Here is a 25,843-nt window from a genome sequence, read left to right as displayed (position 1 = left end):
CCCCATGTCCGAGAACGCCGACGCCCCCGTCATCCTGTGCAACGAGCCGGGATCCTTCGCTTGGGGCGTGATCGCCGAACGGCATCCGGCTCTGATCCAGAAGGTCCGCGACGCCTTTCCCTACAGCCCCGAACAACACGCCGCGCTCGACACGCTCCTGAAGCAGGACACGGAGGGCAAGATCGAGCCGCTCGCCCCGGACGCGCACGATGCCGAGCAGTGGGCGCACTGGGGGCAGGGGTACTTCGGACGCTCATGGTTCGACGCACCGTTCCTATGGGTGGAGAGCTACTTCTACCGCCAACTCCTCGAAGCCGTCGGCTACTTCGAACCCGGGCCGTGGCAGGGGATCGACCCGTTCCGCCCGTTCAAGCAGGCCGAGCTGCGCACCGCGGAGGCGGCGGCGGAGCTGCGGGCTCTGGATCGGCTCGTGAAGGAGCCCGTCGAAGTCCAGGCGCAGGCGCTGCTGCACGGCTCCCTCTGGGGCAATCGCGCCGATCTCGGTTTCCGCATCGCTTCAGGCGGTGCCCCGGACGGTGCCGCGGACACGCCGCTTGTCGCCGACGACTCGCAGTCGCTCTGGGCGCTGCTGGCCACGGGTACTTCGGCGACCGTCTGCGTGGTCGCGGACAATGCCGGACGTGAACTCGTCCCCGACCTGCTCCTGATCGACCACCTGCTGCACCACGGCCACGCCGAGCGGGTCGTCCTGCACGTCAAGCCGTACCCGTACTACGTGTCCGACGCCACCACCGCCGACGTCGTCGATTGCCTACGCCACCTCCGCCAGGCCGACGGCGCCGCGCATGCGGTGGGCGAGCGCCTGTGGGAGGCCATGGCGCGGGGACGGATCACGGTCCGCGCGCACGCCTTCTCCTGCGCGCCGCTGCCGTACGCGGACATGCCCGACGACCTGCGCGGTGACTTCGCCCAGGCCGCGGTGACCCTCATGAAGGGCGATCTGAACTACCGGCGCCTGGTGGGCGATCAGCTGTGGCCCGCCACCACTTCGTTCGCCGAGCGGACCGCGTACTTCCCGGGTCCGGTGGCCGCGTTGCGCACGCTGAAGTCCGACGTGCTCGTCGGCCTCGATGCGTCGACGGAGTCGGCTCTGAATGCCGCGCACGACCGGCGGTGGCGTACGGACGGTACGCACGCGCTGATCCAGACGCGTCCATGACGTGGCGCTCGCGCTGATCGCCGGGGCAGCCGTTGCGCCGGGCGCGATCAGCCGGCGACGCGGACGCCGAACTGGAAGCTGCCGATCGTGCTCATCGACTCGTAGCGCACCGAGGCCCCCGGGTACGGCGCGTGCAGCACCTGGCCGTTGCCCGCGTAGAGGCCGACATGCTCGGTGTTGTTGAAGAAGACCAGGTCGCCGGGCTTCAGTGCGCTCATGCCCACCCGGGTTCCGTCGTTGACCTGCGTGTACGTGACCCGGGATATCTGGATATGGGCCTGGGCGTACGCCCACTGCGTGAGGCCCGAGCAGTCGTAGGAGTTGGGCCCCGAGGTGCCACGGACGTACGGCTTGCCTATCTGGGAGGCGGCCGCGTTCAGGGCGGCGGCACCGAACTTGGAGGCGGCCACGTCGTTGCCGAGGTCGACACGGCCCGCGGAGGAGCGGCCGGCGCGCGCGTCGGCGTCGGCCATCTCGTGACGCTCGGCGGCGGTCAGGGAGTTCAGCAGCTTCTGTGCCTTGCTGAGCTTGCTCTGGATCTGCTGCTTCCTCTTGCCGAGCTCGGTGCGGGTCCCGGCGAGGTCCTTGAGCTTCTCGGAGGCCTCGGCCCGCTCCTGGGCGAGCGTGCGCTGCTTGTCCTGGACCGTCTTCAGCGACTTCAGTTGCTGCGCGGAGAGCGAGTCGAGCGTGGTCGCCTTGTCGAGGTAGTCGTCCGGGTCGGCGGAGAGGAAGAGCTGGACCGAGGGGTCGATGCCACCGGAGCGGTACTGCTCGCCGGCCATCGCCCCGATGCCCTTGCGTACTTCGTTGAGCTCGCCCTGCTCGCGGGCGACCTTGTCCTGGAGACGGCCGATCTCCTTCTCCAGCTTCTGCTGCTTCTCCTTGGCTCCGTTGTACTGGTTGGTGGCCCGCTCCGCCTCTTGGTAGAGCTTGCCGACCTCCGCCTTGACCTCGCTCTTCGTGGGCTTGGGGGCCGCGTTGGCGGCCTGCGACGTAAGGGCCACGGCAGCGGCGGCGGTCGCGGTGAGCACGGTCACGCGGGTGCGGTTCGGCTGCTTGGGTCGACGGTGGGACGCCACGGAGGCGAGCTCCTTATTTCTCCAGCCGCCCACAGAGCACACCAATGGACGGAGCCCTTCCACCGTCACTCACCTCATGGGAGTGATCGAGCGGAGGTTCGAGGCCCGACCTTAGTGACCTTCCTGTGACCGTTCAAAGCCTGATGTGAAAAATCTCGTCCCATAGCCTGCATTCTTTGCACACAACTCACGTGTAGTGATGTCCACTCGACGCTACGTGGCGCAGGAGGAACGCGTGCTGGGTCTCGAACTTGTCGTGCTGTTGGGCATCGCCGTGTTGATCGGCTCTGCGCTCGGCGACCGGTTGCGTATCGCACCGCCCGTGGTCCTCATGGTCATGGGCGTGCTGCTCGGAATGCTCCCCGCGCTCCGCAAGGTGGAACTGCCCTCCGAGGTGGTGCTGCTGCTGTTCCTCCCCGCACTCCTGGCCTGGGAAAGCCTCAACACCTCCCTGCGCGAGATCCGGCGCCACCTCACCGATGTCGCTCTGGCGGCCACGCTTCTGGTCATCGCCTCGGCGGCGTCGGTGGCGTGGGTCGCGCACACGCTCGGCATCGACTGGGGACCCGCCTGGGCGCTGGGCGCGGCGGTCGCACCGACCGACGCGACAGCGGTCAACGTCGTGGCCCGCCTGCTGCCCCGCCGGGACATCACACTGCTGCGCGCCGAGAGCCTCCTCAACGACGGTACGGCGCTCGTCGTCTACGGCATCGCCGTCGGCGTCACCGTCGGCACGGAGCATGTCACCGTCCCGCACGTCGGGTGGCTGTTCGTGCTCGGCTACGGCGGCGGTGCGCTGATCGGCTTCGTCACGGGCACCGCCGTGCAGTGGATGCGGGTCCGGATGGCGACGACGGACGCGTTGCGCGGCCAGGTGCTGATGCTGCTGGCCCCGTTCTCCGCCTACCTCCTCGCCGAGGACATCGACGCATCGGGTGTGGTCGCCGTCGTGGTGTGCGGGCTGATGCTCAGTCAGAGCGGGCCGCGTACCGTACGTGCCGAGGTCAGGGTGCAGGCGCAGCACTTCTGGGTGGTCGCCACCTACCTCCTCAACGGCTCCCTGTTCGTGCTGATCGGCGTCGAACTCGACTTCTCCGTCCGCACCATGGGCAACGACGAGATCCCCCGCGCCCTGGGCACCGGATTCGCGGTGGCCGGTACGCTCATCGCCGTCCGCTTCGCCTACTACTTCGGCGTCGCCGCCTTCTTCCGGATCGCCCGCAGGGGCACCGCCCGTGCGTCGGGTACGACGTACTCCCAGCGACGCCTGACCGTGAGCGCCCTGTCCGGCTTCCGCGGGGCCATCTCCCTCGCCGCGGCCCTCGGTATCCCCTCCCACCTCGACAACGGCGCCACCTTCCCCTCCCGCCAGCTCATCGTCTTCGTCACGGGCGTGGTGATCGTCGTGACGATGGCGCAGGCGCTGATCCTGCCCTGGGTGGTGCGCTGGGCGAAGCTCCCGCACGACCGTTCCGTCGCCCGGGAGGAGTGGCTCGCCGAGTCCGCGGCGTTCGAGTCCGCGCTCGCGGCCCTGCCGGAGCTGGCCGCGCGCCTGGAGACGGCGCCCGACGTGCGCGAAGCGATCCTGCGCGCCCACCGGTTGCAGGCCGACGCCGTGGCGCAGCGCTGCGCATCGACCCCGGACGACCCCGAGGAACGTGCCGTCCACCCGCAGCGCCTCACCGACGACCACGCGGCCCTCAGCCTCGCCCTCCTCGCCGAGCGCCGCACCGTGATCGTGCGCCTGCGCGACACGGGCGACATCGACGACACGGTGCTGCGCCGCCTCCAGGGCCGCCTGGACGCCGAGGAACTCCATCTGCTGGGGCACGTTCCGGTGGAGTGAGACCCCGAGGAGACGGGTCGGAACCGTGCGCGCCCGGGTGGGCGTCCAGGTACCGGGAACCGATGATCACGATCACCGGTACGACTCCGGAGTGGGGACGAATGACGGGCACGGTTACTGGCGCCCCGAGCGACGCGGACGGGCGGCGGACACTCGGCCGGCGCGGACGGGCATGGGGGCGGGTGAGCTGTGGTGTCGTGCTTGCCGTACCCGCTGCTCTGCTGGTCGTCCGGCTGACGGGACTCGACGCGGGAACGCCGCTCGCGGTGCCCATGGTGCTCTTTCCCTATGCGACTGTTCTCGGTGTGCTGGTGTGGGGCGTGCTGGTCGCCGTTCCCGCCCTGCGGTCGCGATGGGCCGTGGCCGTCGTCACGGCTCTGGTCCTCGCCCACGTGGTGCTGTTGGCACCACGGTTCCTACCTGAGCGCCGACAGGTGCCGCCGGGTTCGGTCGAGTTGCGTGTCGCCAGCATCAACGTCGAGGGCGGCAGCGCCGATCCCCGTGCGCTGGTGGACCTGGTCCGCACCGAACGGATCGATGTGCTGGCCGTGGAGCAAATGCCGTCGCGAGGCGTGGACGCGCTCGACAAGGCGGGCATCGGTGCGCTGATGCCCTACCAAGAACTGCACCCCGAGTACGACTCCTCGATCTACTCACGCCATCCGCTGTCCCACGCCGGCCCGACGCAGGGCGACACCGCCTGGCCGCAGACGACTGCCGAGATCGCGGTCGGCGGGCGCAGCGTGCGGTTCGTGGCCGTACACACCTACTACCCGCTCGGCGACGCGAAGCGCTGGACACGGGACATGACGGCCCTTGCCTCGATGGCCCGGAGCGGCGGCCCGGACACCGTGTTCCTGGGCGACTTCAACGCGTCCCTCGACCACACCCCGATGCGGGGGCTGCTCGCGGCCGGCCTCACGGACACCCATGCCGAACTCGGCCACGGATGGGCCCGCACCTGGCCCGTCGGCCACGCTCTCGTCCCGCCGCTTATCCAACTGGACCACGTTCTGCACGGCCCCGGCCTGGCGGGGGTCTCCGTCGGCGAGCGCACCGTGCCGGATACGGATCACCGGGCGGTCGTCGCGGTGCTGGCGCTGCTACCGGCGCAGGGTCGGGCCACCTGATCAGAGGGGGTGGCTCTCCCGGAGTCGGCTTCCGATGCCGGTCGCGCTCCACGTTGCCCCGCCGGGCAGGTTCGGCCTGGTCCGGCGGCGGGCATCTTCTGAGGAAAGCGGCTGGGGAGCGGCTTCCGGCGGGACAGCCGGGCGGCCTACGATCCGAGAGGGCGGCTGTGCGGGAGCTGCGTGCACCCAAATTCCTTATGTGACAGGCGAGTTCGGCTTCTGATACATGAGAGGTGCGCGGGGCTCGGAGGGGATGAGGCGGAGTAGGGGGAGTGCCCAGTGGTGACGCCAGTACGCGTCTGGGGGCGGCAGCTGTTGGCCGGCGGGTCGGGGATCCAGATCCTCGGCGTCGGTGTGCTGGTGCTCGGTATCGGGCTCGGCGTCGCCTTCGACTCCTCGGCGCTCGTCGGCACCAGCGGTTACGTCTTCGCCGCGGGCCTGCTGCTCGCCGTCGGCCTGTACGGCAGTACCAGCGCCATCGATCCCCGTGCCCTGCGCGACGATCTGCCGGGTGTGGTGGCCGCGGTGACCTTGGGTGTCGCCCGCTCGCACACGAGGCGCAGCACAACAAGTTCGCGGCGCTGCCGCACCTCTTCGACCTGTTCGAGCCGGGCGGCACGGAGTTGTACTACACGGCGTGGCGCCCCGACCCGCGTCCGCCGTTCGCTCTCTTCCACGGGGCGTACGCGCACACGGGCGTGGCCCAGTTCTGGAACCGGCGCCGGGAGACGGGGCGCCCGACGCGGAGAGCCGCACCGCCGCCGACGTCCAGTTCGCGCGGTGGCGCGCCGCGGCGCGTGAGGCGACCTGGCAGCTCCTTGACTCGGAGTGCCTCACCCCGCTGGGCCACCGGTTCGCCGATCGGATGCTCAGGACCCTGGACGCGCTGTGCCGCCTGCCGGTCGCTGCCGAGGCACGACGGAGGGCGTCGGTCTCGGCGCAGGCCCACCGGCCGGCCTGGTCCGACCGGAACGGGACGGCGACAGCGCTGCCCGCGTAGGACGGCCGCGGGCGGGGCAGGTGTCCGCCCCGCCCGCGGCGATGAGGGTCAGTTCCCGTGGCTCAGCGCGACGTCGAGGTCGCCCGGGTCGCCGCCGGCCGCCACGGTGACCGGCGTCGTCACCGGCGGGTAGCCGCTGGCGATCACGGTGTACGTGGCGCCGGACAGACCCGCGAACGCGTAGGCGCCGTCGGAGCCTGTCGTGTGGACGGCGACCACGTTGCCCGCCTGGTCGAGCAGGGTGACGCGGGCGTCGTTCACCGGGGAGCCGTCGGTGCTCCGCACGGTGCCGGTGAGCGACGCGGCGGAGCGCAGCACGGCGTCCTGTCGCGTGGCGCTGCCGCCCGTGACGTGGGCCGCTCCCGCGTAGGGCTGGAAGCCCACCGCGCTTGCGGTGAACGTGTAGGCGCCGGGCGGCAGTTGGGGCAGTGCGTACGCGCCGACCGGGTCGGTGAGCGCCGATCCGACCGTCTCGCCGCGCTCGTCGGTGGTGACGACCAGCGCGCCCGCGACGGGCTCCGCACCGGACTCCGACCGCACGGTGCCGAAGAGACCGCCGTTGCCGGTGAGGACGAGGTCGAAGGTGACCGGTCCGTCCGTGCGCAGGGCGAGCGTGGCGACGTGCGGGTCGCGGCCGGGGGAGGCGCCGACGAGGACGTGTCCTGCGCCGTCGCCGGCCGGGGCCGACACCGCGTAGCTGCCGTCACCGGCGGCGGTGGCGCGGCCGACCTGGGCACCGGCGCGGTCGACCAGGGTGACGACGGCGCCCGGCAGAGGGGCGCCCTCCCCGTCGAGGACCCGGCCGCGCACCCCAGGACCGTCCATCGCCGGGGCTGGGGCGACGGCCGCGGGAGCGGCCTCGGCGATGTCATCGGCTCCGGCGTCCGGGGCCGCGTCGGACGTCTGCCGAGCCTGCGCCGTCGGACGGCCCGCGCGGTACATCACGAGCGCGATGACGAGACCGGCGGCGAAGAACGCGGCGGCCCACCAGTACGCGGTCGCGTAACTCTCGACGGCGGCCTGGGCCCGGTCGGCCCGCGAAGCGCCGTGGTCGGCGATGTAGTTGTCGGCGGCGGTCGCGGCCATCGTGCTGAACAGTGCCGTACCGATCGAACCGCCCACCTGCTGCATGGTGTTGACGGTAGCGGCGGCGACGCCCTGGTCCTTCGGGTCGACCCCGAGGGTGGCGAGGCTCATCGCGACGGGCATCACCATGCCGATGCCGAGCCCGATGATGATCAGCGGCGGCAGCACGTGCGCGGTGTAGGTGCTGGTCACGTCCAGGCCGGTGAGCCAGACCAGACCGCCCGCGGTGAGCCCCATGCCGACCGGGACGATCGGCTTGGGGCCGAGCTTCGGGATCAGCACCATGGTGGCGAGCTGTGCCATCACCATCAGCGAGAGGATCATCGGCAGGAAGGACGTGCCCGTCTTCATCGGGCTGTAGCCGAGGACCGTCTGCAGGTAGTACGTGAGGAACAGGAAGATCCCGAACATGCCCGCGCCGGTGATGAACACGCTCAGGTACGAGGCGGCGCGGTTGCGGTCGGCGAGGACCCGCAGCGGCAGCAAGGGGTGCTTCGCCCGCGCCTGCCATACGAAGAAGAGCGCGAGCAGTACGACGCCCGCGGTCAGGAAGGCCCAGCACAGCCAGTTGCTCCAGCTGTGCGTCTCGGCGTTGGAGAAGCCGAAGACGATGCCGAAGACGCCGGACGCGACCAGCAGGGTGCCCAGAAGGTCGAGCTTGGGGCGGGCGGTGGGGGCCGGCTTGCGGATGAAGACGATCGCGCCGACCACCGCGAAGGCGGCGATGACGAGGTTGACGTAGAGCGTCCAGCGCCAGTCGAGGTGCTCGGTGAGGAAACCGCCGAGCAGCATGCCGATGGCGCCGCCGGAACCGGCGATGGCACCGAAGATGCCGAAGGCCCGCGCGCGGTCCTTGGGTTCGGTGAAGGTCGTGGTCAGCAGCGCCATCGCGGTCGGCGCGAGGACCGCGCCGAAGACGCCCTGCAGGGCACGGCCCGCGACGAGCATCGAGAAGCCGGTGGCGGCACCGGCCAGCGCGGACGAGCCGGCGAACCCCACGAGCCCGATGAGCAGCGTCGCTTTGCGCCCGAAGAGGTCGGACAGTTTGCCGCCGAGCAGCAGCAGACTGCCGAAGGCCAGGGAGTAGGCGGTGACGACCCACTGGCGGCCGTCGTCGGAGAAGCCCAGGTCCGCCTGGGCGGACGGCAGCGCGATGTTCACGATGGTGGCGTCGAGCACCACCATCAGCTGGGCGAGGCCGATGACGGCCAGGACCCACCAGCGGTGGGGGACGTGGTGCGCGACGGGGGCGCCCGGTGGCTGTGCGACCGGGACCGGGCGCTCGGGCGCGTCGAGGGTGGTGGACATGTGTGGTTCTCCGGGGCTGTGGGGGTTCGGAGCCGGATGGGGCCGGCGTTCAGGCGCTCAGGAGCAAGGGGAGGACGACGGTGTCCGCGTAGCGCCGGAGGTGGTCGGTGCCGGCCAGACCGCCCGTGTCCCGGGCCGACGCACGGCTGCGGCAGGCATCCGCGGACGGCCGGGGCGGCGTCCCGAGGTCTTCGAGGGGCAACGGCCGTCTCACCGGGCGGGGCGTTCTGCCCCGCCCTCGACGGAGCGCTGCCCTGCCGAAGTGCGGCTGCGCGGTGGAGGCGTCGAGCGCCCTCACGGGAGGCCCCATGCGTTCCTTGCCTGACGGTGGTGCGTGGATTCGCTCGCGGTGGTCGTCCGCGAGTGTGCGAACCGAAACGGTTTCGTACCGCTAAACGCTACGCCCCTCAGCGATCGAAACGCAAACGTTTCGTTCGCCGCCCGCGCGGGTCGTCGTGCTGTTCAGCTGCTTTCCGGACGGCATCGGCGATACCCTGGCCAGCCCGTAACTCCGGGGGTGGGGGAGGGAGTTGGGCAGCATGAGAGCCCGGAGCGGTTCGGTGGAGGACGTGGACGAAGGGCGGCGGCTGTCCGCCCTTGATCTGGTGGGGCTCGCGGCGGGCGGCGTCGTGGGATCGGGGTGGCTGCTCGCGGCCGGGCAGGCGCACTGGGCGGCCGGCCGGGACGCCGTGTGGGCGTGGGTCATCGGCGGCGCCCTGATGCTGTTGATCGCCGCCGTCATGGTCGAGCTGGGAATCGCCGCGCCCAAGACCGGCGGCCTGATCTTCCTTCCGTTGCAGGCCGCGGGGCCGCTCGTGGCCACCGTCGTGGCCGCGGCGCTGTGGATCGTCTACGCGGTGAACCCGGCGAGCGAGGCCGCCGCCATGGTGCGCGGCCTCTCCCACTGGTTCCCGTCACTGCTGCGCAGCGGACACGCGGGCGCGGACGTCGGCGGCCTGTCCCCGCACGGCATGGAACACGCCTACGACCTCTCGGTCGCCGGCGCGCTCTTCGCCGTCGTGCTGATGGTGGCGATCGTCGGGTTCAACCTGCTGCCGGCCCGACGGCTGATCCGGCTGAACCTGTTCATCACCATCGTCAAGGTGCTCGTCCCGCTGCTCATCATCGGCTGTCTCACCCTCGCCGCGACCAACACCGTCCGCGGCTGCGCCCCGGACCAGGTGTGGTACCTCAGCGGCCAGTCGGGCAGCGCCCAGCACCTGCGCGGCCAGGCCGGACAGTTCTCGCCCCTGTACGTGGTGCTCGGCGGCGGCATCATCTACGCGTACATCGGCTTCCAGGCCCCCTTGGACTTCGCGGGCAACGTCAAGCGGCGCGGAATGGGCGAGGCGGCCCGCCTGCGCTGGGCCGTCTACGGCACCCTGGTCGGGGCCGTCGCCCTGTACACGGCGCTGCAGTACGTGTTCTCCCGGCACTGCGGATCGCTCACCGCCGACATGCTGCAGTCGCCGTACGCCCAGTTCGCCACCGCCGCGTCGATGACCTGGCTGGCCTGGCTGATCCGGCTGAACGCCGTGCTGTCCCCGCTGGGCTCCGGCATCGTCTTCACCCACGCGCTGACCCGCGAGGTCGCCGCCCTCAGCCGCGCCCACCTCACCCATCGCGGACTGCAGACGGCGCGCCGGGCCTCGTTCCGGTTCCGGGGCGGCGAGATCGACGCGTACTGGATGATCCTCATCGTCAATCTCGTCATAGGACTTGCCTCGCTCGCCGTCGTCCGCGGCAACTGGGAGGAGCTCGTCGCCCTCAACAGCGTGCCGATCATGGTGGTCTACGCGATGCCGGGCGTGGTGCTCGTGGCGCTGCCCGGCGCCGACGTGACCGGCCTGCGCAGGGCGGTGCACTGGTCCCTGGCGTACTGCGCGTTCGTGTCGATCGCGGTGGTGCTCCACGAGGCGGGCTGGGCCGACGTGTGGCGGGGCATGGCGGGCGTCGGCATCGGCTCGGCGCTGTTGCTCGCGCTGCCCTGGCTGGCCGTGCGCGACCTGCCCTACGTCGGGCGGATGCTGCGCCACTACGACGCCCGCGAGCACCTGTCCCGTCTCACCCGCCGCGGCGATCCCGCGGTACCGCCGCTGCTGCTGCTGGCCGGCCATCTGTGCGTGCTCCTGATCTGCACGGCGCTTCATGACGCGTTCAGGGACGACATCGTGACGGTGACGCGATCCGCGTCCGTGCTGTCGGCCGTCGTGGTCTTCCCGCTGCTCGTGCGGGCCGCCCGTCGCTACATGAAGGAGGTGAGGCCCACGCTGCCCACCCGGCACGACGAACGGAGCGCGCCACCCCGGATCAGCGCAAGGACCTGACGATCCAGTCGGCGGCCTCGCGCCGGCCGGCCGAGCGGAGGGCGTCGATCGCCTCGTCGCGGTGCAGCACGTCCGACCAGCGCCCCACGGTGGCCCGCAACAGCAGCTCGGCTTCGGGGAGCGGGATCGCCAGGATGCGGTCCGCCACGGCGAGCACATCGGTCGGCTGCACCAACTGCTCGTTCTCCAGGAACCGTTCGAGCAGCGTCCAGGCCACCTTCTCCAGGCCCACCATGTGCAGCTGCGCCGCGACATCGGCGACGAGCACCGCATCGGCCGTCAACTCCGGTGACGGGTCGGACAGTTCGCGGCACGCGGCGCCCACCGCCTCGCCGTGCCGGCTCTGGTGCAGCACGCGCAGGCAGTCCACGAACCACTGCTGGTCGCCGAGCGGCTCCATCACGGTGACGGCCAGCTGCCGCCCCACCTCGTGCGCGGCCCGGGCGCGCTCGCGGACGCGCTTGATCCGGTTCAGCAGCTCGGCCAGCTCGCTCCCGGAGCGGCCGCGCACCTGGACGGCGGCGATGTGGCACAGCAGGGCCGCGCAGGTGTCGTCCCCGCTCTCCTCCTCGTTCAGCCAGTCGCACAGCTGGGCGAGGACATCGAGGGAACGCGGCGCGCCGTCGACGCCGACCGGGACCGTCACGATGTCGGTCAGCAGATCACGCGTGGTCGTCGTCAGGACCGGGTCCCGGTGCCACAGCGAGATCAGCTTGGCCAGACCCTGGACGTCCGTGTGCCCGGCGGCGTGGTGGCGCAGCAGAGCGCACTTGGCGGGGGAGTTCTCCTCGCGGGTCAGCAGGGCGCAGAGTTTGACCACGTCACGCGGTTGCGCGGTGCGGCCGATGTGGGCCGCCAGAGCGTCGTGCCCCGAGCCGCGCCGGGCGATCAGCCGGGCGATCAACTGCCGCGCGTGGTCCACCTGCCGGGCGTCCGGCGCACTCAGCTGCGCCTGCGCCCACGTCTCCAGAATCTGCCCGTGCGGACTCAAGTGCAGGAACGCCCCCGCGAGGTCGGCGATCTCCTCGCCCTGTTCCTCCGGGCCCCCGGGCCCGTCGGTGGCGACGGCGTGCAGCGTCAGCTCCAGCAGCCGGTCGGCCTGGAGAGGGCACTTCTCGTCGAGCAGCGCGGTGTGCAGCAGCACCTTGTCGAGATTGGTGCGGCCCGAGCCGGGGCCGGCGAACACCGCCACCGTGCGCTCCGCGATCTCGGGGTACTGCTCGTAGACGACCCGCACGAAGACCGCCACGTCGAACGCCGTGCGCTGGCAGGCGACGTCATGGACGAGGCTCGCGGTGATCGGCGCGCTCCGGCGGCCGGTCTCCCGAACCTGTTGCAGCATGGCCAGTTCGGCCGCCTCGCTGACGGGGCGCGCCAGGGCGGCGGTCGCCATGATCATGACCGCGTCCCGGGCGTCGAACCCGTCCGACAGGTCCACCAGGTCGTCGACGCTGCGGCGCAGAGCGAAGGCGTGGAGCGCGCGCATCGCCATGGCCTCGCTGCGGGTGGACCGCATCTGGTCGAGGATCCGGGCGAACTGCGGCCCGTCGACCTGGGTCACCCACGCATAGTCCTCGGTGAGCAGCTTGGCGACATCCGGCTGGAAGAGCAGATGGGTGCGGCGCGCGCCCGGGGCGCCGTCCCGGCCGCTCATCCGCCGCCCAGCAACGCGGGCTCGATCTCACCCCAGTAGCGGACGAAGTCCACCGGGTTCGACAGCAGGGCCGCGGCGCCGCGCTCGACCCGGCTCGCCAGGTCGCGGCTCTGCTCGTCACCGGACTTGAGGCGCACCACCACACGGCCCGCGAGCGCCGGCTCCCGCATCAGGCTGCGCAGTTTCCGCTCGCCGTACAGCCTGAGTTCGCGCACCCAGTCGTCCTCGGTCTGCGGCTCACGGCCGGGCGTGCGGCGGCCCTTGGCGTGGTTGGTGAACAGCGACGCCGCCTCGGAGGCGTCGTTGAGCAGCATCCGGGGCGCGTCATGGACCCCGCACGCCTGCATGCCCTCGTCGATGCCGGCGCGCAGGGCGCCGAGCGTGAGGTCGTCGTCGTGCTCGGACATGCCCTGACCGAGCACGTTCAGCAGATGTCCGCTGAAGGGGGTGCAGCCGTCGAGCGGGCTCGGCAGGTTGGCGCAGGCGTCGGCCGACGCGTTGTGCACGTGGCCGCCGACCGCGGTGAAGACGCAGGTTCCGTCGGAGCGGGTGCCCAGGACGCCCGGCAGCGGGGACTCCGGGCCGAGGTGGGGCAGCAGATTCGAGTAACAGCAGTCGGTGATGAGGACTTTGAGCCCGGCCCTGCTCTGCCGGATGGCCCGGTACACGTACCAGGACGACAGCCACGTCCACGGCTCGTTGACGCGCGAGGAACCCACGGCGAAGTGGACCTGTCCCCCCGGTACGTCCTTCCAGTACGCGCCGTGGCCCACGTACACCACGAGCAACGTGTCCTCGGGTCCCTCGCCCGCCGACGCCGCGTCCTGCAGCGCGCGCATCACGCCGTCCGATGAACGCGCCGCGTCACCGGAGAGGATCACCGAGCGGGCCGCGTCGCCCCACCGCGGATCCCGCGCCAGGGTGTCCCCGTAGGCGCGGGCGCTCCTCTCGATCGTCGGGTACCCGCTCATCCCGGAGTGCTCGTCGTAGCTCCCGACGCCTATCACCAGCGCGCGTGAGGCCATGACGCTCAGCTCCCCTCGGGCGCGGCGGGGCGCTCCCCGTCGGCGGCGGCCGGGGGCCGGGGCGGCTGCGGTGGTGGGAGGACGATGATGGTGACCGGCGGCGGATCGAGCCTGCGCGCACGCCAGCTGTCGATCGCGCGCTGGACCGCCGCCTGCACCACAGTGGTGGTGGCGCTGCTGAGCGCCGCGATGAGCAGAGCCGCGCTCAGACCCCCGTCGAGCGTGCCCCCGTCCTCGTCCGGCACGTCGAGCCGCCACTGAAGTCCGGTCTCCCGCCCCAGTTCGGCGAGGAGTTCATCGGGCTCGTCGAGCCCGACGGGGCCCTCGACCCTGACGGAGATCGTCGCTGTCATGCCGTCCGTTCCTCCCCCGCGGCGGTCTGAACCTCTCCGTAGTCTGCCAGCCGGTCCTGTCCGGCGCGAGAGGGGGCCGGTTGCCGTTACAGGCTCATGACACAGGCCAACACCCGTTTCATGGGCGTGACTTGACGGTCCCCGATCGCCCAGGGGTGTTGAAGCTGCGCGGTTCGCCGTCACCGCCGGCGGCGCTATGGCGGCGCTCGCCCGTTGACCGGCGCGGCCCGGAAACGGCAGGTCACCGCGGTGTTCGCGTCGGCAACGCCGTTGACTGCGGCGGAACGGCCGTGCGACGGTGACACCGAGTTGCCCCTCCTGCCTGCCCCGGGCCCGCGCGATCACGGGCCGACTCGAGAACGGGAACCGGATCACTGTGACGCTCGGACACTCGCACGCCCGCCAAGCCATGGACCGCAGCCTCACCGCCGCACAACTCGAGGTCTTCGAGAAGGAGTTCGCCTCCCGGCCGGCGAACCGGCTGATGCAGAACGCCGTGACCCAGACACCCGTGGACGACATCGCCCTTGACCGGCGGATCGTGACCGCCGCCGACCACTCGGTCTCACACCACCTGGACGACTGGAAGGTCACCAACCAGAAGAAGAGCGGCCGCTGTTGGATGTTCGCCGGGCTGAACCTGCTGCGCGTCGGCGCCGCGCGGAAGCTCGGCGTCAAGGACTTCGAGTTCTCGCAGAACTACGTGCTCTGGTGGGACAAGTTCGAGCGGGCGAACCACTTCCTGGAGAGCATCGTCGAGACCTCCGGCCGTGACGTCGACGACCGGACGGTGGCGCACCTGCTCACGGACCCCATCAGTGACGGCGGCCAGTGGAACATGTTCGTGGCACTGGTCGCCAAGCACGGCCTGGTGCCGAAGTCGGCGATGCCGGAGACGGACAGCTCGTCGGCGACGGGGCCGATGAACCGGGCCCTGAAGAGCCTGCTCCGCCGGGGCGCCCGGGATCTGCGCCGCATGGCCTCCGAGGGGGTCGCGGCACAGCGTGCGCACAAGGGGGAGGTACTGGCCGCCGTTCACCGGGTGCTCAGCATTCACCTCGGTACGCCGCCGCAGCGGTTTCTGTGGCAGTGGCGGGACAAGGACAAAGAGTTCCACCGTGACGGCTGGATGACGCCGGCCGAGTTCGCCGCGGAGTACGTACAGATACCCCTCGACGAATACGTGTGTCTCGTCCACGACCCGAGGGAGTCGAGCCCGGTCGGCCGGACCTTCACCGTCGAGTACCTGGGCAACATCGTCGAGGCTCCGCCGGTGGTCTACCTCAACGTGGAGATGGACGTGCTGAAGCGTCTCAGCATGGAAGCCGTCGTCGGCGGCGAGGCCGTCTGGTTCGGCTGTGACGTCGGCCGGATGATGCGTGCGGACCTCGGTCTCTGGGACGCCGACCTCTACGACTACGAAGCGGTCTACGAGGCGTCGTTCGAGATGGACAAGGCGGCCAGGCTCCTCCACCACGAGACGCAGATGACGCACGCCATGCTGTTCACCGGCGTGGACGTGATCGACGGCGCGCCGCGCCGCTGGCGGGTCGAGAACAGCTGGGGCGACGAGAAGGCCGACAACGGCTTCTGGACGATGAACGACTCGTGGTTCGGCGAGCACGTCTTCGAGGTCGCGGTGCGGCGTTCCGCGCTGCCGCCGGAGTTGGCCGCCGTCCTCGGTGACCCGCCGATCGTCCTGCCGGCCTGGGACCCCATGGGCGCGCTCGCGGACTGAGCGCGTTCGGCTCGTCCACCGTCGTCGAACGCCGGGCGGGGTGCGGCATCGAGGGTATGCGGGGCGCGGACCGAGGCAGGTGAGGTGACCTTCCTCGCTCCGCGGTGCCGCCTGCGTGCGAACCGACTAGGCTTTGCCGGTTGTTTGGCCCCAGGGCCGGACAACCTCGGGCAAACCGGGGGCGGCACGGTGAGCTCTCGGGGACCCACGGCCTTCGACGATAGGACCCGATGGACGCCACGCGCGCGAATGCTGAACTCAGCCTGCTCGCCGCGGAGATGGCCGGGACGAACGAGCCCTTCGGGGAGCCTGCCTTCTTCACCGCGGGCGGCGCGGCACAGCCGCGCACCCTCCTGGACGTTCTCGACGCGACGGTGCGCTCGCACGCCGACGAGCCCGCCCTCGACGACGGCACCCGACAGCTGACGTACCGCGCGCTGGCCACGGAAGTGGAACAGCTACGGCGCGGGCTCGACGCGGCCGGAGTCGGCCTGGGCGACCGGGTCGGGGTCCGCGTACCGAGCGGTACGAACGAGCTGTACATCGCGATCCTCGCCGTCGTCGCCGCCGGCGCCGCCTACGTTCCGGTCGACGCGGAGGATCCTGACGAACGTGCCGACCTCGTCTTCGGCGAGGCGGAGGTCCGTACCGTCATCGGCGCGGGACACGACTTCACCGTCGACAAGCCGGCCGACGTCCCGGCCGCGCGGCCCGGGCCCGACGACGACGCGTGGATCATCTTCACCTCCGGCTCGACCGGCAGGCCCAAGGGCGTCGCGGTCAGCCATCGCGGCGCCGCCGCGTTCGTGGACGCCGAGGCGGCGCTGTTCCTCATCGAGGAGCCGATCGGCCCCGGTGACCGCGTGATGGCCGGACTCTCCGTGGCCTTCGACGCCTCCTGCGAGGAGATGTGGCTGGCCTGGCGCCACGGCGCCTGCCTGGTACCGGTACCGCGCTCGCAGGTGCGCGGCGGCGCCGACCTCGGGCCGTGGCTGGTCGAGCAGGAGATCACTGTGGTCTCCACCGTGCCGACCCTCGCCGCCCTGTGGGAACCCGAGGCGCTGGGCGACGTACGCCTGCTGATCTTCGGCGGCGAGGCCTGCCCGCCGGAGCTCACTCAGCGCCTGGTCACCGAGGGCCGCGAGGTGTGGAACACCTACGGCCCCACCGAGGCCACCGTCGTCGCGTGCGCCGCCCTGATGACAGGCGAGGAGCCGATCCGGATCGGACTGCCCCTGAACGGCTGGGAGTTGGTCGTCGTCGATGAGGCCGGCCGCCCCGTGCAGATGGGCGAGAGCGGCCAGCTCGTCATCGGCGGCGCGGGACTCGCCCGCTATCTCGACCCCGAGAAGGACGCCGAGAAGTACGCACCGCTTGAGTCGATGGGCTGGCAGCGCGCGTACCGCAGCGGTGACCTCGTGAGGGCGGAACCGGGGGGCCTGATCTTCCTCGGCCGCGGCGACGAGCAGATCAAGCTCGGCGGGCGGCGCATCGAACTCGGCGAGGTCGACGCCGCCCTGCAGGCGCTGCCCGGCGTCGCGGGCGCGGCCGCCGCGGTGCGCACGGCCCGCGGCGGCAACCAACTGCTCGTCGGCTACCTCGTCACCCAGGACGGCTTCGACCACGCGGCCGCCGTCGGGCGACTGCGCGCCGAACTGCCCGCCGCGCTCGTGCCGTTGCTGGCCCCCGTCGAGGAGCTGCCCACCCGCACCTCCGGCAAGGTCGACCGCAACGCGCTGCCCTGGCCGCTGCCCGGTCTCGACAACGGCGCCGCGGTCGAGCAGCTGTACGGCACCGAGGCCTGGCTCGCCGAGCAGTGGAGCGAGACCCTCGGCATCCCCGTGACCGGCGCGCTCGACGACTTCTTCGCGATCGGCGGGACCAGCATGGCCGCCGCCCAGCTCACCACCCGGCTGCGCACGCGCTATCCGAGCGCCGCCGTCATCGACATCTACGAGCGGCCCGTCCTGCGCAAGCTCGCCCGCCGGCTCGAGAAGTCCGTGCAGGACGACGGGGCGGCACGGACCGTAGCTCCCGTGCCCCTGCGCACCCAGGCGGCCCAAGTGGGCCTGCTGCTCCCGCTGTTCACTCTCGTCGGCCTGCGCTGGACCGTCGCACTCGCCGCACTCGGCAACGTCCTGCACCACCTCGGATCCTACCCGTGGGCTCCGTCCGCCTCCTGGTGGCCGATCGCCGTCGGCGCCCTCGTCCTGTACAGCCCGCCCGGACGCCTGGCCATCGCGGCGGGCGGCGCCCGGCTGCTCCTGCGCGGTGTCGAACCCGGCAGCCATCCGCGCGGCGGCTCCGTCCACCTGCGCCTGTGGACCGCGGAACGCCTCGCCGAGTACAGCGGCGCGACCTCGCTGACCGGCTCCTGGCTGGAGCGGTACGCCCGTGCACTCGGCGCCAGGGTCGGCGCCGACGTCGATCTGCACTCGCTGCCCCCGGTCACCGGCCTGCTCAAGCTCGGCCGCGGCTGCTCCGTCGGGACCGAGGTGGACCTGTCAGGGCACTGGCTGGACGGCGACCGCCTGGAGATCGGCGCCGTCAAGGTCGGCGTGGGAGCCGCCGTCGGCACCCGCAGCATCCTGTTCCCGGGCGCCCGGGTCGGCAAGCGCGCCGAGGTCACCGCGGGATCGGCCGTCCGCGGACAGATCCCGACCGGTCAGCGCTGGGCGGGAGCGCCCGCGCTCAAGCTCGGCAAGGCCAAGCGCGACTGGCCGACGGAGCGACCGCCGCGCGCGGTGCACTGGCGCGCGATGTACGGCGTGACGGGCGTGGCACTCAGCCTGCTGCCGGTCGCGGCCGCGGTCCCCGCGCTGTTCGTGGCGCGCGGCCATGTGCCCGCTGGGGCCGCACTCGGCGAGGCCGTACGCGGCGCGGCCCTCGCGCTGGTCCCCGCGACCCTGGCCTTCGGCCTCGCCTACGCCGTGCTGATCCTCGCCGGGGTACGACTGCTCAGCCTCGGCCTGCACACCGGCACCCACCCCACCCACAGCCGGGTCGGCTGGCAGGCGTGGACGGTCACCCAGCTCATGGACCTGTCCCGGCAGATCCTCTTCCCGCTGTACGCGGGGCTCGTCACCCCCGTCTGGATGCGGCTGCTCGGCATGCGCGTCGGACGCGGCGCCGAAGTGTCCACCGTGCTCGCGCTGCCCAGCCTGACCACGGTCGGCGAAGGCGCCTTCCTCGCCGACGACACGCTGACCGCCCCGTACGAACTCGGCGGCGGCTGGGTCAGGATCGGCCGCGCCGAGATCGGCAGGCGTGCCTTCCTCGGCAACTCCGGCATGACCGCGCCCGGCCGCTCCGTGCCCGACGACGGCCTGATCGGCGTGCTCTCGGCCACCCCCAAGAAGGCCAAGAAGGGCAGCTCCTACCTGGGGCTTCCGCCGGTCGAGTTGCCCCGGGCGGCCGCCGCCCGCGACGACAGCCGCACCTACGCGCCGCCCGCCCGCCTGAAACTGGCCCGCGCCCTGGTCGAGTCGTGCCGGGTCGTGCCGGTGTTCTGCTCGGCGGCACTCGTGCTTCTCACCGTCGCGCTGCTCGCCGCGGCCGCGGCACACGGATGGTGGCTCGCGGCACTGCTGTCCGGGGCGGTGCTGCTCGGCGCCGGCGCGCTCGGCGCTCTCGCCTCCGTCGTCGCCAAGTGGCTGCTCGTCGGCCGGCACCGGACCGGAGAGCACCCTCTTTGGTGCGGCTTCGTCTGGCGCAACGAACTCGCCGACACGTTCGTCGAGATGGTCGCCGTGCCCTGGCTCGCCGGAGCAGTCCCCGGCACCCCGCTCCTGAACCTGTGGCTGCGCGGGCTCGGCGCACACATCGGAAGGGGCGTGTGGTGCGAGAGTTACTGGCTGCCGGAGACCGATCTGGTCACTCTCGAACCCGCGGTGAGCGTGAACCGGGGCTGTGTACTGCAGACACACCTCTTCCATGATCGGATCCTGCGGACGGATACTGTGGTTATCCGTGAGGGCGCCACCTTGGGCCCGGGCGGGATCGTGCTGCCCGGCAGCGAGATCGGAGCCCGTTCGACCCTGGGCCCCGCCTCCCTCGTGATGGCCGGCGAGTCGGTACCGGCGGACACCCGCTGGCTGGGCAACCCGATCGAGGCCTGGCGCCCCTGATGCGGTGGCGGGCCGCCTTCAGAACCGCAGCACGACAGCACGGCGGCACGTCGTACGAGTTCAGGGCAGGGAGCGGACCAGGCGTGAGCGGGCAGCAGAAGACGGCACCGGACCCCTACTTCCCGGGAAACGGTGACTCCCGCTTCCGGGTGCACCGGTACGAGCTGGAGATCGACTACCGGCCAGGACCCAACCGGCTCGAGGGATCGGCCCGGCTCAGCGCGATCACGGGCCGGGCCCCGCTGACCGAGTTCCAGCTGAACCTCGGCGACTTCCGTATCGGCCGCATCCGTGTCGACGGCCGCGCCCCGCACTACTCGCTGCGCGGCGGCAAGCTGCGGGTGCGCCCGGCGAAGGCGCTGCCCGCCGGGTCCGCGTTCACCGTCGAGGTGCACTACGCGGGCAATCCGAGACCGGTCAACAGCCCGTGGGGCGGGCTCGGTTGGGAGGAGCTGACCGACGGCGCGCTGGTCGCCAGCCAGCCGGTCGGGGCGCCTTCCTGGTACCCGTGCAACGACCGGCCCGCCGACAAGGCCGCGTACCAGATCGCGGTCACCACACCCTCGGCGTACCAAGTGGTGACGGGTGGGCGGCTGCTGACACGGACCACCAGAGCCTCCACCACCACGTGGCTCTACGAACAGCCCGCGCCCACCTCCAGCTACCTGGTCGGCCTGTCCATCGGCAAGTACCAGACGGCGCTGCTCGGAGACCCGGGGCTCAGCGGAGTGCCACAGACCGGGCACTTCCCGGCCCATCTGCTCGCCGAGTTCTCCCGGGACTTCGCGCGCCAGCCGCAGATGATGGCGCTCTTCGAGGAGCTCTTCGGGCCCTACCCCTTCGGCGAGTACGGCGTCGTCGTGGCCGACGAAGAACTCGATGTGCCCGTCGAGGCGCAGGGCTTGTCGGTCTTCGGTGCCAACCATGTGGACGGGGCGCGCGGCGCGGAGAACCTGGTCGCCCACGAGCTCGCCCACCAATGGTTCGGCAACAGCGTCACCGTCGCCGACTGGCGCCACATCTGGCTCAACGAAGGCCTCGCCAAGTACGCGGAGTGGCTCTGGTCGGAACGCTCGGGCGCGCGCAGCGCCCAGGAACTGGCCGCGAGCGCCCACCGCCTGCTCGCCACCCAGCCCCAGGACCTCAAACTGGCCGACCCGGGCCGCAAGTGGATGTTCGACGACCGGCTCTACGAACGCGGCGGCGTCGCCGTGCACGCGGTGCGCTGCGCACTCGGCGATGCCGCGTTCTTCCAGATGCTGCGCGCGTGGGCCGTCGTCCACCGGCACGGCGTGGTCAGCACACAGACGTTCACCGCGCATGTCGAGAGGTTCGCGACCGGCTCCGCAGACGAGCTGGCCGAGCTGTTCGAGGCCTGGTTGTTCGGGACGCGGCTGCCCCCGTTGCCCACCGTTGCTTCGTGAGCGGGCGTCAGGAGGTACGTCCTCGTGCGCGCCCGGACCATTGTCTGACCCCGCCACTGCCTTCAGGATGCAGGCATGTCCGAGCAGGCGGCAGCAGCCGCATCAGCGTCCGGTTCCTCGTCGCCGTCCGTCCTCGCCGCCCTGGTGGCCGGGTTGCGGGGCGGCTCGATCGAAGTCGTCGATCTGACCGCGCCCTTGTCGTCCTCCACACCGGTACTCGAGCTGCCTCCCGAGTTCGGGCAGACCGCGACGTTCGCACTGGAGGAGATCAGCCGGTACGACGACCGGGGACCCGCCTGGTACTGGAACAACTTCCGTTCCGGTGAGCACACCGGCACCCACTTCGACGCGCCCAATCACTGGGTCACCGGTAAGGACCTCGGGGACGTCGCCGCGGTGCCCGCCCACCGCCTGGTGGCTCCCGCGGTGGTGCTCGACTTCAGCGACGAGGCCGCCAAGGACCCCGATTTCCTCATCGAGGTGGAGCACGTCCAGGCCTGGCAGGACCGGCACGGCGCGCTGCCGGACGGCGGGTGGCTCCTGCTGCGGACGGGGTGGAGCAACAGGTCGCACGCGCAGGAGCCGTTCCTCAACGCCGACGAGAGCGGGCCGCACACGCCGGGACTGTCCGCCGAATGCGCCCGCTGGGTCGCCGAGGAGACACCGGTCGCCGGGCTCGGAGTGGAGACGGTGGGTACCGACGCGGGCCGGGCGCACTCGTTCGAGCCGGCGTTCCCCTGTCACTCGTACCTGATGGGCAGCGGCAAGTACGGCCTGACGCAGCTGCAGAATCTGGCGGAGCTGCCACCGACCGGGGCCGTCGTGATCGCGGGGCCGCTGCCCATCGTCTCGGGCTCGGGGGCCCCGGCGCGGGTCCTCTCACTCGTCGAACGGGCTGGAGAGGCGTCGTGAAGGTCGCCGAAGCGGTCGGGCGGACCCTGGTCGCGGCAGGGGTCGGCCAGGTCTTCGGTGTGGTCGGCTCCGGCAACTTCCATGTCACCAACGCGATGGTGGCGGCGGGCGCGCGGTTCGTCGCGACGCGTCACGAAGGCGGCGCCGCCACCATGGCCGACGCGTACGCCAGGGTGTCGGGCGCCGTCGCGGCGGTCAGCGTGCACCAGGGGTGCGGGCTCACGAACGCGCTCACCGGCATCGGTGAGGCGGCCAAGAGCCGTACACCGCTCGTCGTGATCGCCGCGGAAGCATCGCAGCCCCACTCCAACTTCGCTGTCGACCAAGGTGCGTTGGCGCGGGCACTCGGCGCCGGGAGCGCCCGCGTGACCTCCGCGGCGGACGCCGTCACGCAGGCGTACGCCGCCGTGCGCACCGCCGTCCAGGAACGCCGCACCGTCGTGCTCAACCTGCCGCTCGACGTCCAGACGCAGGACGTTCCTGACCCGGACCCGATCCTGGCCGCTGTCCTCCCGCCGCCCCCGCGCGCCGCCGTGGAGCCCGCGGAGGCCGACATCGCGGAGCTCGCCGGGATCCTCGCGCGGGCCGAGCGTCCGGTCTTCGTGGCCGGACGCGGCGCGCGCGGACCCGGCTGCCGTGACGCGCTGGAGGCACTCGCCGAGAGCTGCGGCGCGCTCCTGGCGACATCGGCGGTGGCCCGCGGCCTCTTCCAGGGCAACCCCTGGTCGCTCGACGTGGCGGGCGGCTTCTCGTCGCCACTCGCGGCCGAGCTGATCCGGACCGCGGACGTGCTCGTGGCCTGGGGCTGTTCGCTGACCATGTGGACGACGCGGCACGGCCGGCTCATCGGCCCCGACGCGACCTTGGTTCAGGTCGACGACGACCCCGCGGCGCTCGGCACCCACCGCCCCGTCCACCTCGGGGTCACCGGCGACGTACTCCTGACGGCGGACGGAGTGCGCGCCGCCCTCGGGGAACGCGGCGGCCGCGGCCACCGCACGCCCGACACCGCGGACGCCCTCGCCGCGCGACTGCGATGGCGCGATGTCCCGTACGAGGACACCGGCACCCGCGACCGCGTCGACCCGCGCACGCTCAGCATCGCCCTCGACGACATCCTCCCCGCCCAGCGCGTGATCGGCGTCGACTCCGGCAACTTCCTCGGCTACCCGACGATGTACCTGTCCGTCCCCGACGAGCAGGGCCTCTGCTTCACGCAGGCCTTCCAGTCCATCGGCCTCGGCCTCGCCACCACGATCGGAGCCGCCCTGGCCCGCCCGGACCGGCTCGCCGTGGCCGCGCTCGGCGACGGCGGGATGCTGATGAGCGCCGTCGAACTCGACACGGTGCGCCGACTCGGGCTGCCCATGGTGATCGTCGTCTACAACGACGACGCGTACGGAGCGGAGGTGCACCACTTCGGCCCGGACGGATTCCCGCTCGGCACGGTCGAGTTCCCGCCCACCGACATCGCCGCCGTCGCACGCGGCTACGGTTTCGAGGCGGTGACCGTCCGCACGGCCGACGACCTGAAGCCCGTACGGGACTGGGTGGCGGGCGCGCGGACCGCGCCGCTGCTCGTCGATGCCAAGGTGGTGCGGGAGCACGGGGCGTGGTGGCTGGAGGAGGCGTTCCGCGGTCACTGACCTACCCGGGGTGGCAGGACCACGGCATCCCGTACTTGTCGGCCATCGCTCGCGCCTCCGCCTCGGTGAGGACGCGGGCGGGCAGGCCGCCGAGCGTGAGGAGCAGCGCGGCCGTCTCCTCCAGTTCGACCGCCGCGTCCATGGCCGCGGCCAGGGAAGGGCCGGAGACCACCGGGCCGTGGTTCTGCAGCAGCGCGGCCCGGAACGGGAACGTCAACTGCTCCATGTCCGCCGCCTGTTGGGCGTCTCCGGGCGGCGCGTAGGGGAGCAGCGGCGTCTGGCCCACGCGCATCACGAAGTACGGCGTCAGCGGCGGGAGCGCGCTGCGCTGCGACCAGGCGGGGCGGCACGAGATCGCGGCGGCGTGGCGGGAGTGCAGGTGGATCACGGCCCGGGCCGCCGGGTCGCGCCGGTAGAAGGCGGTGTGCAGGGGGAACTCCTTGGACGGGCGCGGGCCGTCCAGGTGGGTCCCGGCCAGGTCGAGGACGGTGAGGCGGTCGGCGTCTATCGCGGCGAGGTCCGCCCCGGTGGGGGTGATGAGGACGCGGTCTCCCTCGCGGATGCTGAGGTTCCCGGAGGACCCGGGACTGAGCCCCAGGGACGCGAGGCGGGCACCGGTGGCAGCGAGGTCGTGGCGGGCGGCGCTCACGCGAGCTCGTCCCAGGCCGAGGTGAAGATGGACGTGCCGCCGAAGTTGCCGGACTTCAGGGCCAGATCGATGCCCTCCGCGCTGCCACCCACCCCTGGCTGCGTGCGGGCCCAGGCGACGCCGGGAGCGATCTGCGCGCCGATGCCGAGCGTGCGGGCGCCGAGGGCCGTGACCACGGCGCCCGAGGTCTCGCCGCCTGCGACCAGCAGGCGGCGCGCGCCCGCCCCGACCAGCTGCACGGCGCAGTCGGCGAGAGCCCGCTCGATCAGGTCGGCCGCGGGGACGGAGCCCTCGGGTGTCTCGTGCTCCAGGTCGTCGAGCGAGCCGACGGCGTAGACGAGCGGTGGCCGCGTCGGGTCGCTGCGCCAGCAGGTGCGGGCGAAGTCGACCAGTTCGGCGACGGCTGCCGTGGGGTCGGCCCGCAGCGCCGCCAGGTCCAGCTTGCGGTGCGGCAGCCGCTCGCGGGCGTGGGCGACCTGGGCGCGGGTGGCCGCCGAGGCGCTGCCGGCGAGCACGGCGCCGACATCACTCGGCCGGGATGCCGCGGCGGTCCGAGCGGTCCCCTCGTGCGGCCCGGTCAGTCCGAGGGCGAGTCCCGCCGCGCCGGTGACCAGGCGCATCGACGACGTCGCGGCGGAGATGGTCCGCAGGTCCTGGTCCTCGGTGGCGTCGACGACGGTGAGCGCGTCGGCGAACCCGGGCGCGGAGAGGGCCTCGCGCAGCGCGTGCACGCCGGCCCGCACGGTGTCCAGGCCGATGGCCCGCACCGGACGCCGGGTCTGCGGTGTCAGCAGGCGCACGAGGTGCGCGTCCCGCATCGGGGTCAGGGGATGGTCGCGCATCGGGCTCTCGTCGAGCAGGTCGTCGTGGACGAACAGCCGCGCTCTGTACACGGTGCGTCCGGTGGCCGGAAAAGCCGGGACGACCACGGTCGCGCTCTCGCCGAGCGCGTCCAGAAGGGCGTCCGTGACCGGGCCGATGTTGCCCTGGGGCGTGGAGTCGAAGGTGGAGCAGTACTTGAAGTAGAAGCTCCGGCAGCCCGCGTCGGTCAGGGCGCGCAGCGCGGCGAGGGACGCCTCGACGGCCTCGGCGGGCGGCGCGGTGCGCGACTTGAGCGCGACGACCACGGCGTCGGCCCCGCGCACCTCCCGCGCGGCGGGCCCGTCACCTGCCAGGTCCTCGGAGCCGACGGCCACCACCGTCCGGAACCCGCGGGCGACGAGCATCGTGGCGAGATCGGTGGCACCGGTGAAGTCGTCGGCGATGGCTCCGAGGAGTGGCATCGGGCCTCCCTCTGTTCGTTGACGTGTGGGGAACTGCCAGGCGCGGTGAGCGCCGAGCGCCCTGCTCTGTGAAGTT

General features: G+C 72.0%; 17 protein-coding genes. 10 read left to right on the top strand and 7 right to left on the bottom strand.

Annotated features, from left to right (window positions below; translation table 11 throughout):
* Nucleotides 1-4: 4 nt before the first annotated feature.
* Nucleotides 5-1,180, top strand: a complete 1,176-nt coding sequence (locus ACIREE_RS34935) for a damage-control phosphatase ARMT1 family protein (protein WP_404161526.1) — start codon at nucleotides 5-7, stop codon at nucleotides 1,178-1,180.
* Nucleotides 1,181-1,227: 47 nt separating this feature from the next.
* Here the strand turns inward: ACIREE_RS34935 and ACIREE_RS34930 are convergent, their stop codons facing one another.
* A complete protein-coding gene (locus tag ACIREE_RS34930; RefSeq protein ID WP_404161523.1) occupies nucleotides 1,228-2,259 on the bottom strand; it encodes an NlpC/P60 family protein in 1,032 nt (343 codons plus the stop codon).
* Nucleotides 2,260-2,458: 199 nt separating this feature from the next.
* On the opposite strand from ACIREE_RS34930, the gene ACIREE_RS34925 reads away from it, so the two are divergent.
* From ACIREE_RS34925 to ACIREE_RS34915, 3 genes are all read left to right on the top strand, one after another.
* Entirely contained in the window at nucleotides 2,459-4,105 is a 1,647-nt protein-coding gene (locus tag ACIREE_RS34925) for a Na+/H+ antiporter (protein ID WP_404161520.1), read from the top strand.
* A 101-nt stretch (nucleotides 4,106-4,206) separates the two neighbouring features.
* Nucleotides 4,207-5,235, top strand: a complete 1,029-nt coding sequence (locus ACIREE_RS34920; RefSeq protein ID WP_404161811.1) for an endonuclease/exonuclease/phosphatase family protein — start codon at nucleotides 4,207-4,209, stop codon at nucleotides 5,233-5,235.
* Nucleotides 5,236-5,507: 272 nt separating this feature from the next.
* Nucleotides 5,508-6,368 carry an aKG-HExxH-type peptide beta-hydroxylase gene (locus tag ACIREE_RS34915; RefSeq protein ID WP_404161518.1) on the top strand — a complete coding sequence of 287 codons (861 nt, stop codon included), beginning with the start codon at nucleotides 5,508-5,510 and terminating at the stop codon, nucleotides 6,366-6,368.
* On the opposite strand, the gene ACIREE_RS34910 is transcribed toward ACIREE_RS34915, so the two are convergent.
* On the bottom strand, nucleotides 6,284-8,629 hold the full coding sequence (locus ACIREE_RS34910) for a DHA2 family efflux MFS transporter permease subunit (RefSeq protein ID WP_404161516.1): 2,346 nt from the start codon (nucleotides 8,627-8,629) through the stop codon (nucleotides 6,284-6,286). The two genes, ACIREE_RS34915 and ACIREE_RS34910, sit on opposite strands and share 85 nt — an antisense overlap.
* Nucleotides 8,630-9,168: 539 nt before the next feature.
* Between ACIREE_RS34910 and ACIREE_RS34905 the strand changes: the two genes are divergently transcribed.
* A complete protein-coding gene (locus ACIREE_RS34905) occupies nucleotides 9,169-10,956 on the top strand; it encodes an APC family permease (protein ID WP_404161513.1) in 1,788 nt (595 codons plus the stop codon).
* Here ACIREE_RS34905 and ACIREE_RS34900 read toward each other — a convergent pair.
* From ACIREE_RS34900 to ACIREE_RS34890, 3 genes are read right to left on the bottom strand one after another with little or no spacing between them, the layout of a single operon-like run.
* Entirely contained in the window at nucleotides 10,940-12,610 is a 1,671-nt protein-coding gene (locus ACIREE_RS34900) for a hypothetical protein (protein WP_404161510.1), read from the bottom strand. The two genes, ACIREE_RS34905 and ACIREE_RS34900, sit on opposite strands and share 17 nt — an antisense overlap.
* Entirely contained in the window at nucleotides 12,607-13,635 is a 1,029-nt protein-coding gene (locus tag ACIREE_RS34895) for a hypothetical protein (RefSeq protein ID WP_404161507.1), read from the bottom strand. The genes ACIREE_RS34900 and ACIREE_RS34895 overlap by 4 nt, the downstream gene beginning before the upstream one ends.
* A 5-nt stretch (nucleotides 13,636-13,640) precedes the next feature.
* A complete protein-coding gene (locus ACIREE_RS34890; protein WP_404161504.1) occupies nucleotides 13,641-13,988 on the bottom strand; it encodes a hypothetical protein in 348 nt (115 codons plus the stop codon).
* 376 nt (nucleotides 13,989-14,364) lie between these two features.
* On the opposite strand from ACIREE_RS34890, the gene ACIREE_RS34885 reads away from it, so the two are divergent.
* From ACIREE_RS34885 to ACIREE_RS34865, 5 genes are all read left to right on the top strand, one after another.
* On the top strand, nucleotides 14,365-15,726 hold the full coding sequence (locus ACIREE_RS34885) for an aminopeptidase C (protein ID WP_404161501.1): 1,362 nt from the start codon (nucleotides 14,365-14,367) through the stop codon (nucleotides 15,724-15,726).
* Nucleotides 15,727-15,956: 230 nt separating this feature from the next.
* Nucleotides 15,957-19,853: a Pls/PosA family non-ribosomal peptide synthetase gene (locus ACIREE_RS34880; RefSeq protein ID WP_404161498.1), complete on the top strand. Its 3,897-nt coding sequence runs from the start codon at nucleotides 15,957-15,959 to the stop codon at nucleotides 19,851-19,853.
* 83 nt (nucleotides 19,854-19,936) lie between these two features.
* Nucleotides 19,937-21,277 (top strand): M1 family metallopeptidase, encoded by a 1,341-nt coding sequence (locus ACIREE_RS34875; protein ID WP_404161495.1) that lies wholly within the window; start codon nucleotides 19,937-19,939, stop codon nucleotides 21,275-21,277.
* Between the two features lie 75 nt (nucleotides 21,278-21,352).
* On the top strand, nucleotides 21,353-22,189 hold the full coding sequence (locus ACIREE_RS34870) for a cyclase family protein (RefSeq protein WP_404161492.1): 837 nt from the start codon (nucleotides 21,353-21,355) through the stop codon (nucleotides 22,187-22,189).
* A complete protein-coding gene (locus ACIREE_RS34865; protein WP_404161489.1) occupies nucleotides 22,186-23,835 on the top strand; it encodes a thiamine pyrophosphate-binding protein in 1,650 nt (549 codons plus the stop codon). Before ACIREE_RS34870 ends, ACIREE_RS34865 begins: the two co-directional genes overlap by 4 nt.
* Before the next feature lies 1 nt (nucleotide 23,836).
* Here ACIREE_RS34865 and ACIREE_RS34860 read toward each other — a convergent pair whose 3' ends face one another.
* Complete coding sequence (locus ACIREE_RS34860; RefSeq protein WP_404161486.1) at nucleotides 23,837-24,484, bottom strand: class II aldolase/adducin family protein; 648 nt, start codon at nucleotides 24,482-24,484, stop codon at nucleotides 23,837-23,839.
* Complete coding sequence (gene otnK / locus ACIREE_RS34855; RefSeq protein ID WP_404161483.1) at nucleotides 24,481-25,767, bottom strand: 3-oxo-tetronate kinase; 1,287 nt, start codon at nucleotides 25,765-25,767, stop codon at nucleotides 24,481-24,483. Before otnK ends, ACIREE_RS34860 begins: the two co-directional genes overlap by 4 nt.
* Nucleotides 25,768-25,843: the final 76 nt, after the last annotated feature.

Origin of the sequence: Streptomyces sp. NPDC102467, assembly GCF_044765445.1 — a bacterium.
Lineage (GTDB): Bacteria > Actinomycetota > Actinomycetes > Streptomycetales > Streptomycetaceae > Streptomyces.
Note: the sequence above shows the minus strand (reverse complement) of the source record. Positions and strands in the feature narration are given on the sequence as shown.